The following is a 10,019-nucleotide window of genomic DNA, read 5'->3' on the forward strand; positions in this document are numbered from 1 at the left end:
GATCAAGTGGCCGAAGCCGAGTTGTCCTACTTGTAGTCCAAAGATATGAAAAAAGTCCTATCTCAAAAGTTGCTTTTCACGACAGTACCAGCGGTGAGGCCTGCCGACCGGCGTCAGTTGGCACAGTGGATGGTCAAAGCTAAAGCCTTTAGTCAGCGCCGGGCCTGCCGGGTAGCGGGCCTGGCTCGGCGCAGTTACGACCACAAGTCCAAGCGACCCTCTGACCAGCCAGTTGAGCAGGCCATTGAAGACTTGACCCGTCAGCATCCAGGCTGGGGCTTTTGGCGGCCGCCGCGCGGAAGATTTACTACCGCTTACGGCGGTTGACACATGCCTTCAACCACAAGCGGGTATGGCGAGTATACTGTCAGATGGGGCTAAATCTGCCCCGACGCAAGCGCAAACGGCTACCAGCCAGACTACGTCAGCCCCTGCTTCAACCAACGGCAGTCAATCAGACGTGGTCACTAGACTTCATGAGTGATGCCTTGCGGGACGGACGCCGGTTTCGGACCTTGAACGTGCTGGACGATTATAACCGAGAGGCCTTAGGTATAGAAGTAGACTACTCATTACCCGCTGGTCGAGTGATCCGTTTGCTACAACGGTTAGTGGATGCGTACGGGAAGCCAGCCAAACTACGCTGTGATAACGGCCCCGAGTTTATCAGTGCAGTTCTGAGCGAGTGGTGCGAAAATAACGGTATCGACCTACATTGGATTCAACCCGGTAAGCCTACGCAAAACGCTTATATTGAGCGTTTCAACGGTAGCTTCCGACGAGAAGTATTGAATGCATATTCGTTCGCCAACTTGGCGCAGGTTCGAGAGATAGTTGACGGATGGCTGGACGATTATAACACTAGACGTCCCCATCAGGCCCTGGGCTTTTTAACACCGGTGGAGTACAAACAAGCGGCTTAGGCTCTAACCGTTACTGGCCTACTGAACAGGGAATAGCACACCCCTGTATAGCCCTGTTCTTAAGAGCCATACGCCATGCTGCCACACTTGTGTTAATGGCTTTGAGTGACTCGCTCAAAGCCCAGCCAATCACTTTTCGGTCTGCTAAGTCCAGCACTGTCGTCAAGTAAAGCCAACCTTCTTCGGTAGGGATGTAGGTGATATCAGAGACCCACTTTTGCCCTGGCTTTTCTACAGTGAACTCTCTATTCAACAGGTTCTTGGCTATCGGATAATTATGCGTAGAATCGGTGGTCTGAACCCGATACTTCTTATACATAATGCTGCGAACGGCCGCCTGATTCATCAGCCGGGCAACCCGATTCCGCGAAACCTGCACCCCTTGCTCCCGCAGTTGAACGGACCTGTTCTCTCTCATGAAGGAGCAAACGGGATTCGATCCCACATTGGCCTATCAGCGCTATATTCAGCAAGGGCACTCGATTGACTTTACCGACCTATCACTAGCCCCCGGCCTGCAGACGGGCTTCAGCGCTGATGGTCTTCCGTTGTTCACCCTATCGGCTGATCAAGCCGACGCCTTTTACCGCTATATGGTCCACTAACTTTTTACAACGGCCCTAGTTTTCAAAACGAACGTTAAAGGCATAAACTTTCTCGGCAAGCTCCTAATGTACAACCGGTTAACTGCCTTCGATGGCGGATACACCTCAAATGTGTTAGCTACCTCTAACGACGTTCCGAAAATAGCGCGCTCCCGGAGAGCCTGCCGTGTACCGACAACAGGCTGGCAAGCAGGCTGCTCAACAAGTTATCGTACGAATAAATACGGCTCTGGCCTGACTGCTACTTGGTGAACAGTCAGGCCAGAGCCGTCCGTTCTATGTGTCCATACGGTTATGATTTGGTTAAAAAACGACGAAACTCCCAACTACATTCATAACCAAAGCATAACCGAGATGGCCCAGTGAGGCTACACCGCTCCCGTAATTTTGCGATCGATTAGTGGCTGATTAACAGGATGTTAAAAATAAATTAAAACGTCTTGGTAGTCCGCTAATAACGAAGCTAACCTAAAATTTATGGGACAATTGTCTACCGTACTGTACTGTCAGCACTGGACCAACTGGCGACGCCTGCTTGGGATATTCATCATCCTTAGTATACTTACCAACTGCGCTGCGCTGGCGCAGAGTCGGCTCGTGAGCGGGCGCGTGACCGATGGCAAAGGAAACGCGCTGCCCGGCGTTAGTATCCTAATTAAAAACACGAGTGCGGGTACGACCGCCGACGCCGACGGGAAGTATTCGATCAACGTGGCCGATCCCAGCGCCACGCTGACGTATTCGTTTATCGGCTTCAATACCGAAAGTCACCCGGTGGGTAATCAGAGCGTTATCGACGTGACGATGACCGAGAATACGGCGCAGCTTAACGAGGTCATCGTAACAGCGCTGGGTATCAAGAAAGAAGCCCGGACCATCGGTTACACGGCGCAGGAAATTGCGGGATCGCAGCTGGTGAAAGCCCGCGAACCGAACCCGATCAACTCGCTCGTCGGTAAAATCGCCGGGCTGACCGTAGCGCCGAGTGCCGAACTGCTGGGTAAGCCGCAGCTGATTCTGCGTGGTAGCACCAATCTGCTGCTGGTTGTCGACGGGGTTCCGATCAACTCGGACACTTGGAACGTATCAGCCGACGACATTGCCACCTACACCGTGCTGAAAGGACCCAACGCGGCTGCGCTCTACGGCTTCCGTGGACAGAACGGGGCTATCCTGATCACGACGAAGCGCGGCACCGGCGACAAAAACCGGGTGGAAGTCGACGTGAATTCGAGCACGATGGTCGAGCCGGGTTTTGTGGCCGTCCCTGACCGGCAGAGCGAATACGGTTTCGGCGTAAACTATCAGTACGCCTACGGCAACAACCTGTATGATTCGGACGGCAAGTTCCGGCGGACCAACATCTGGGGTCCCCGCTTCGAAGGGCAGGCCGTGCCGCAGTATGACAGCCCCGTCGACCCGACAACGGGTATCCGGCAGGGAACGCCGTGGGTATCGCGGGGCGCCAACAACTTCCGCGACTTCATGCAAATGGGCGTACTGTCGACCAACAACGTGTCGATTGCGTCGAGTGGGGAGAAGCACGATCTGCGCCTGTCGATCTCGAACAACTACCAGAAAGGCATGGTGCCCAACACCCGTCTGAACGTCACCAACTTCAACCTCAACTCGGGCATCAATTTTACGGACCGGCTGCGCTTTGAAGGGAATATGAACCTGAGCCTGCAAAACTCGCCCAACATCCCCCAGGCCAGTTCCGGCCCGGAAGGCGAAACCTACATTTTTCAGGTGTACGGCTCGAGTAGCTGGTCGGTGAAGGATATGCGCGACTATTACAAAGGACCGCAGGGTGTGCCGGGTGTGAAGCAGTACTACGCTGAATACGGCCGTGGCAACAACCCCTATTTTGTCTCGTATGAGTGGCTGAACGAACACCGCAAGACCGACCTGTACGGCTACGCCCGACTCACCTACAAACTGAACGACCACATCAATCTAGCCGCTCGTACGCAGGTGACGACTTGGAATCAGTTTCGCACGGAGAAGGTGCCGTTTTCAGCCATTACCTACAAAACGCCAGATTTGCGCCAGGGTGATTACCGCGAAGACCGCCGGAACCTGTTCGAAAACAACACCGACCTGCTCGTTAGCTTCGACAAGAATCTGAACCGCGATTTTCACCTGAACGCCATCGCCGGTGGGAACCTGCGGCTGTTCAGCTACAACTCAAGCTGGGCCACCACCGACTTCCTGATCGTGCCGGGCGTGTACGACTTCAGCAACTCGAAAAATCCGGTTCAGGCGTATAACTTCCGCTCGGACATGCAGGTGCTCAGCGGCTACTACACCGCCGACCTGACGTTCAGAAACTACCTGACGCTGAGCACGACGGGCCGTGTCGATAAGCTGTCGACCCTGCCAGCCGCCACGCGTAATATCTTCTACCCGTCGGCTTCGGTCAGTACGGTGGTGTCCGATTACCTGAACCTACCCCGGGCGATCTCATTCCTGAAACTGCGGGGTTCGTATGCCAACGTACGGGGCGCCAACACGCAGGCAATGATTGGGTCGGCCTATCAGGCGGTCACAGGAAATTCGGTGTCGAGTCTGATTGGGTATGGATCGGAAATCACGACCTCGTACGACGGTCCCAACTACGTCAACCAGAATAGTTACACGATCAGTAAGCTGTACAACAACCAGCCGTCGGCCAGCTACACAGGTAATCTGGCCAACGCGTCGCTGAAAAGCTTTACGGTTAAATCGTACGAATTCGGCCTGGATGCTAAGTTCCTGGGCAATCGGCTGGGGCTGGACGTAACGCACTTCACCTCAATCAACGGTCCGCAGATTTTCCAGCTGCCGGTAGCGTCATCGTCGGGTTTCTACAACGAAACGGTAAACGCCGTAACGACCCAGAAAAACGGTTGGGAAGTGGCCCTGTCGGGATCAGTACTGAAAAACCCGACAGGTCTGAGCTGGGATGTACTGGCCAACTGGTCGACATTCAAGGAAAGACTGAAGTCGATCTATGATGGACAGACAAGCATCAACCTGAGCGGACCGGATCACGTATTTACTATTGGCGACCGGCTCGACGGTTACTACGGCTACAAATACCTGCGTAGCCCCGATGGCCAGATTATCCAGTCGTCGACGGGTGTACCACTGACGACGCCCGCCGGTACGAACTACAAGAAGCTGCTGGGCTACACCAACCCCGACTACGTATGGTCGATCAACAACCGGTTTGCCTACAAAAATGTCAACTTCAGCTTCCAGTTCGACGGCCGGGTCGGTGGGGTAATCTACGACCAGGTCTATGCCTACGCGACTAACTCGGGTAATCAGATGGAAACCGTTACGGGTGATCTGGGCGCGGCTCGTCTGAAAGAATGGCAAAGCACCAACGGGGGTACCGTAGCCGCAACACCGGCCTACGTAGGTCCGGGAGTTGTCATCACCAACGGTACGGTGCAGTTCGACAACGCGGGTAATATCAGTAACCTGTCGGAGTTGCAGTTCGCACCGAATCAGAAGGCTGTTACCGTGCAGACCTACGAGCAGGGTATCTACAACAGCTACAACGGGGCCAGTATCGACGAGAAGTACATGGTTAGCAAAACGTACGGCAAACTGCGCGAAGTTATTCTGGGCTACACGCTGCCCGCGCGTCTGCTGGCTGGTCGCCGGATTCGGTCGGTCAACGTGTCGCTGGTGGGTCGTAACCTGCTGTACTTCGCTCAGCGGAAAGATTTCGACCTCGATCAGTACGGAATCGGCTTCAATTCGGCCACCCAGTCGACTCTGCGTAACCCCAGCCTTCAGTCGGCAACGACCCGCCGGCTTGGCATCAACATCAACCTGACATTCTAATACCAGCCCGGTTGCTGGTGCGCTGACAACCGGGCTCGTTTCTCTAGTCCATGAACACGATCATTCGATTTATACTCCTGACTCCACTGGTGGTCAGCTTATTAAGCGGTTGCCGCTCCTACGACGACCTGTTGCCCAACCCAAACGTAGCCAGCGAAGGTAAGTCGGTACCAGCGTCGCTGCTGTTACCCCGCGTGCAGTTCGACCTCTACAACGGTGGGGGTGTTACCGACCGGCGGGCGGGTAACGTGTACGAAGGTCCCTGGGAGCAGGTAATGCGCTGGAATCAGTTTATCGTGTCGAACAACCTGTATTACGGCGGTAAGAATGCCTACGACTGGAGTAGCTCGGCTTCGATGTACGACGTGCTGAAAAACGTCAACCAGATGGACGCTCAATCGGCGCAGGCGCTTGGCACCACTACGAGTGCCTATGCAGCGCTGGCCAAGTTCTTCCGGGCCTACGCCTTTATCTGGCAGACGCAGCGGGTAGGTGACACCCCGGCTATGCAGGCTGGGCAGGGGCTTACTAACCTGACGCCCGCTTATGATTCGCAGAAAGCGATCTACGCCCGTAGCCTGGCTATGCTCGACACCGCCAACACAATGCTTGGGTTGCTGGCCGGTACCAACAGTTCGGCGGCCGTTATCGACGGCGATATTTACTACGGCAACAACATCAGTCAGTGGCGGAAGCTAATCAACACCTACCGGCTTCGTGTCCTGATTAGCTTGAGCAAGCGGGCTACTGACAACAGCGACCTGAACATACCGGGTCAGTTTGCGACCATCCTGGGGAATCCGACGAAGTACCCCATCATGACCAGCAATTCGGACAATCTCCAGTTTACGTTCAACTCGGCTTACAACACTTATCCGCACACACCCGCCGACGGCAATAACAACTATCAGAACGTTGGTGCTACCTACCTGCAACTGACGACGGCTACACAGGACCCGCGCACGTTCATTGCCGCCACACCCGCACCGGCCCAACTGACGGCCGGCAAGAAAGTGACCGACTTCTCGGCCTACGTTGGCTCGAACATCGGGCAGGCTGTGGGCGATCTGTTCACGAATTCGACGGCGGGTCGGTACTCGTTTGTCAACTACCAGCGGTATTACAGTTCGGTAGTCGGGCCGGAGTCGTACATCATCATCGGCTACCCGGAGCTATGTTTCAACATTGCCGAAGCCATCAATCGGGGCTGGGCGACGGGCGATGCCGCTACCTACTATAACAAAGGCATCAACGCATCGCTATCGTTCTATGGCCTAACCGATGGGCAGACGCTGACGATCGGTGACCTGACGGGTAAAGCGCTGGGCACGGTGACGGTTTCGCTCAGCCAGTTCCTCAACAATTCGGCGGTGGTCTACAAGGGCAACAATGCCGATGGGCTGGCGCAGATTCTGAACCAGAAGTACGTAGCGTTCTGGCAGAATTCAGGCTGGGAGGCATTCTACAACTGGCGTCGGACGGGTTATCCGCAAACGTTCACCAGCACGGGCGGAGGCATCAATGCAACGGGAGTAATCCCCCGCCGGTGGCAGTACCCAGTCGATGAACAGACGTACAACACGACCAACTACCAATCGGCTGTGCAGAGTCAGTACGGCGGCACCGACGATCTGAACAAAGACATCTGGTCATTGAAATAACGGTTTAACCCAATGGCCCTGATCGAACGATCAGGGCTTTTTTTCTATCGATGAAGCGTCTTTCCTTACTTATGAGCGTTCTGGTATCGGCTTCGGCGTTTGCGCAGACGACCGATCAGCTCCTGAATGACCCGCGCCGGGTGGTTACGCTGGAAGGCACCAGCAACTTCCGGGATCTGGGCGGCTACCCAACCAAAGACGGTCACCACGTGAAATGGGGGCATCTATACCGCTCTGCCGACATTGGCCACCTGACCGATGCCGATCTGGAACAGCTCACCGATCGCCACATCACCGTCGTGTGCGATCTGCGCGGCCCCGACGAGATTCGGAATAGCCCCGATCGTCTACCAGCCGGAGCCGTCTGGCACAACATGCCCGCCGGTAGTGAGTCGACGCAGGCGATGCTGGGGAGCGTATCGAACAAACCGGTGCCCGGTGACTCGCTGATGCTGGCGTTCTACAGCCGTACCGATCATCTGAAAGCCAAGTACAAACCCATGTTCGATCAGCTGCTGGCGCTTGACAGCAGCAAAGCGTTGCTGTTTCACTGCACGGCGGGTAAAGACCGGACGGGTATCGGCGCTGCCCTGTTGCTGTCGGCACTGGGTGTTGAACGGCCACTAGTCATGGCCGACTACCATGCCACCAATCAGTTCTGGCGTCCGCGTCAGTCGGCAGCGATGAAACGAATGACTCAGCCCGGTGTCGATACCACCGCGATGAAGGCGATGCTCGTTGCCAATCCGGCCTATCTACAGCGTACGTTCGACGCTATTCAACGGCAATACGGTTCCGTCGATCAGTTCCTGACGCGCGAAATGGACCTGACACCGGATCGGCTGGCCCTGCTTCGTAGAAAGTATCTTAACTAGAATAGTCAGGATGTACGCCAGTGCCTGCACGGGCCGATCTATCAGGTCGGCCCGTGCAGGCACTGGCGTTAAAAGGCTTTATTCGGGTCGACAGGAAATGTGCCGCCTGAACAGGCACTGGTGAAAGATGAAGCTGAGCGAGGTTGTTGAGTGTTATAATATCGCCGGCATTTCTAGTGACAAATGAAGTAGTCATTTATCCCCCATTTTATGAAGCACACGCATGAGCGGGATGTTTAGTTTTAAACAACGTTCCGCTTAAGCACCTCCTTAAGTAATCGACTAGTACCAGTAACGGTCTCTGACGGCCTAGCTAGTCCGTCAATGAGTTGGCCCACTGTTTAGCTTACAGCCTAAATCGACCCATCGTAACTGCATCATAGCCCTTTTACTGGTAACTTCGATCCCGATCAATCCGTGTCGACGTTGATGCTTCCATCTAATACCCAACCCGCTGATTACATCCAACTGCTGGATAAACTCAAACGTGAAATCCGAACCACTCAGTTACGGGCCACTTTTGCCGCCAATGCCGAACTGCTGGCACTGTACTGGCGCATTGGCACCATCATCCTCGAGCAGGAAAAACGACAGGGCTGGGGACAAAAAGTAGTCGACCGATTGGTGGCTGATCTGAAGGCGGAGTTCCCTACCATGAAGGGCATGTCGCCCCGAAACTTGCGGTACATGAAGGCCTTTGCGGCCGCTTATCCAGACCACCAGTTTGGCGGAGAGTCAATTTTGCAGGCGACGCCTGCAAAATTGACCTGGTACCATCATACCACCCTGTTGGACAAAGTAAAGAACCTGGATGAACGCCTGTTTTACATGCAGGCAACAGTGGAGAATGGCTGGTCACGGGATGTGATGGTTCAGCAGATTGAGTCGAACTACAAACAACGCACTGGCCAAGCCATCTCCAACTTTGAGCGAACCCTACCCGAACCCCTATCCGATCTGGCCCAGCAGTCGCTGAAGAACCCCTACCTATTCGACTTTCTGAGTTTAACCCAGAAGTACAAGGAGCGGGACCTGGAAGAGGGCCTGGTCAATCACCTGATTCAGTTCATGCTCGAATTGGGCAAAGGCTTTGCCTTTGTGGGGCGTCAGTATCCTCTTGAGATATCCGGGCGCGAATTCGTCCTGGACCTATTGTTCTATCACCTGAAGCTACGTTCCTATCTAGTGATTGAGTTGAAGGTAGTCGAGTTTGAGCCCGAGTTTGTGGGAAAGTTAAACTTCTATCTCTCGGCCGTGGATGATCAATTACGAAGCGAGTTTGATAACCCCAGCATTGGCCTGCTGATCTGCCGTCGTCATGACCAGCTGATGGCCGAATACGCCCTACGGGACATAAACAAGCCAATCGGCATCAGTGAGTACCGGTTGACGGAGTCGCTGCCAACTGACTTGCAAACTACCTTACCGTCCATAGAAGAGATTGAGGAACGGTTACGTCAAGAAGATGACTCCGCAGAAGTAGACGATAGCGTCAGATGAGCCTGTATATTGAAACAATCATATACATAAATATTTCTTCGTCTCACGGGCGAGCTTTTTATGAGATGGCTGACACGTCGTTTGTCACTGATCTGTCGCTTGCCAAAGCAGTAGTATACGACATAGTTGGTTAGTGTAAGATGCAATGCAAAGTTTCTGCTCGCCTGTCTTGGCGTCCTGCCAACCGGATTAGCGGGGGAAACTAGCCTGCCATTTTTCCCCGTAAACCGACTCATACCCCACTGTTATCTTAAAGTTTGTCTGTTTGGGGGTGAAGTAACTGGCAAAGCGACTTTTATACGTATCAAACAAACGGATGGTTTCATTCTGAGGAATGACCTCCTCTGGTAATAAGTCCCGGGCATCATATTGAAGGCTATCAACGGCTTGATGCTGCTTGAGTACCCACTTCCCATAGTCATTCATCGTGTTAAATTTGACGCCATCAGCCTCGATGACTACCCTGGTAATCAGGGCCGGACCAATGCCGACATTGCGTATGTCTAATCGGTAAAAGGTATCATTACCCATGTCTTCAAAATAGGCATTGCTAATCACCAGCTTCGGCCAAACGGAGGCGCTTTGTTGCTGCCGCATGAGGATCGTCTGGTAAGCCGC

General features: G+C 54.1%; 8 protein-coding genes. 6 read left to right on the forward strand and 2 right to left on the reverse strand.

Going from position 1 to position 10,019, the window contains the following annotated elements; all coding sequences use genetic code 11:
* The first annotated feature begins 281 nt into the window (after positions 1-281).
* Positions 282-923 carry an IS3 family transposase gene (locus tag CLV58_RS29330; protein ID WP_170108819.1) on the forward strand — a complete coding sequence of 214 codons (642 nt, stop codon included), beginning with the start codon at positions 282-284 and terminating at the stop codon, positions 921-923.
* A gap of 10 nt (positions 924-933) precedes the next feature.
* On the opposite strand, the gene CLV58_RS29335 is transcribed toward CLV58_RS29330, so the two are convergent.
* Positions 934-1,341, reverse strand: coding sequence for a DDE-type integrase/transposase/recombinase (locus tag CLV58_RS29335; RefSeq protein WP_106141062.1), 408 nt, complete (start codon positions 1,339-1,341; stop codon positions 934-936).
* Between CLV58_RS29335 and CLV58_RS27545 the strand changes: the two genes are divergently transcribed.
* From CLV58_RS27545 to CLV58_RS27565, 5 genes are all read left to right on the forward strand, one after another.
* Positions 1,340-1,528, forward strand: a complete 189-nt coding sequence (locus tag CLV58_RS27545; RefSeq protein WP_106141063.1) for a hypothetical protein — start codon at positions 1,340-1,342, stop codon at positions 1,526-1,528. The genes CLV58_RS29335 and CLV58_RS27545 overlap by 2 nt on opposite strands.
* Positions 1,529-2,005: 477 nt before the next feature.
* Positions 2,006-5,365 (forward strand): SusC/RagA family TonB-linked outer membrane protein, encoded by a 3,360-nt coding sequence (locus CLV58_RS27550; protein ID WP_106141064.1) that lies wholly within the window; start codon positions 2,006-2,008, stop codon positions 5,363-5,365.
* A 50-nt stretch (positions 5,366-5,415) separates the two neighbouring features.
* Positions 5,416-7,026 (forward strand): SusD/RagB family nutrient-binding outer membrane lipoprotein, encoded by a 1,611-nt coding sequence (locus CLV58_RS27555; RefSeq protein WP_106141065.1) that lies wholly within the window; start codon positions 5,416-5,418, stop codon positions 7,024-7,026.
* Positions 7,027-7,097: 71 nt separating this feature from the next.
* A complete protein-coding gene (locus CLV58_RS27560; RefSeq protein ID WP_170108820.1) occupies positions 7,098-7,901 on the forward strand; it encodes a tyrosine-protein phosphatase in 804 nt (267 codons plus the stop codon).
* 429 nt (positions 7,902-8,330) lie between these two features.
* Entirely contained in the window at positions 8,331-9,401 is a 1,071-nt protein-coding gene (locus CLV58_RS27565) for a PDDEXK nuclease domain-containing protein (protein WP_106141067.1), read from the forward strand.
* 189 nt (positions 9,402-9,590) lie between these two features.
* Here the strand turns inward: CLV58_RS27565 and CLV58_RS27570 are convergent.
* Positions 9,591-10,019 (reverse strand): hypothetical protein (locus CLV58_RS27570; RefSeq protein ID WP_211300919.1); only part of this gene is annotated, 429 nt, incomplete at its 5' end.

This window comes from Spirosoma oryzae (assembly GCF_003002825.1).
Classification (GTDB): domain Bacteria; phylum Bacteroidota; class Bacteroidia; order Cytophagales; family Spirosomataceae; genus Spirosoma; species Spirosoma oryzae.

What these genes read in the sequence shown, in the direction of transcription:
- CLV58_RS27545 (WP_106141063.1), top strand. Translation starts at nt 1,340, where the DNA reads ATGAAGGAGCAAACGGGATTCGATCCCACATTGGCCTATCAGCGCTAT.
- CLV58_RS29335 (WP_106141062.1), bottom strand. Translation starts at nt 1,341, where the DNA reads ATGAGAGAGAACAGGTCCGTTCAACTGCGGGAGCAAGGGGTGCAGGTT.
- CLV58_RS27550 (WP_106141064.1), top strand. Translation starts at nt 2,006, where the DNA reads ATGGGACAATTGTCTACCGTACTGTACTGTCAGCACTGGACCAACTGG.
- CLV58_RS27555 (WP_106141065.1), top strand. Translation starts at nt 5,416, where the DNA reads ATGAACACGATCATTCGATTTATACTCCTGACTCCACTGGTGGTCAGC.
- CLV58_RS27560 (WP_170108820.1), top strand. Translation starts at nt 7,098, where the DNA reads ATGAGCGTTCTGGTATCGGCTTCGGCGTTTGCGCAGACGACCGATCAG.
- CLV58_RS27565 (WP_106141067.1), top strand. Translation starts at nt 8,331, where the DNA reads ATGCTTCCATCTAATACCCAACCCGCTGATTACATCCAACTGCTGGAT.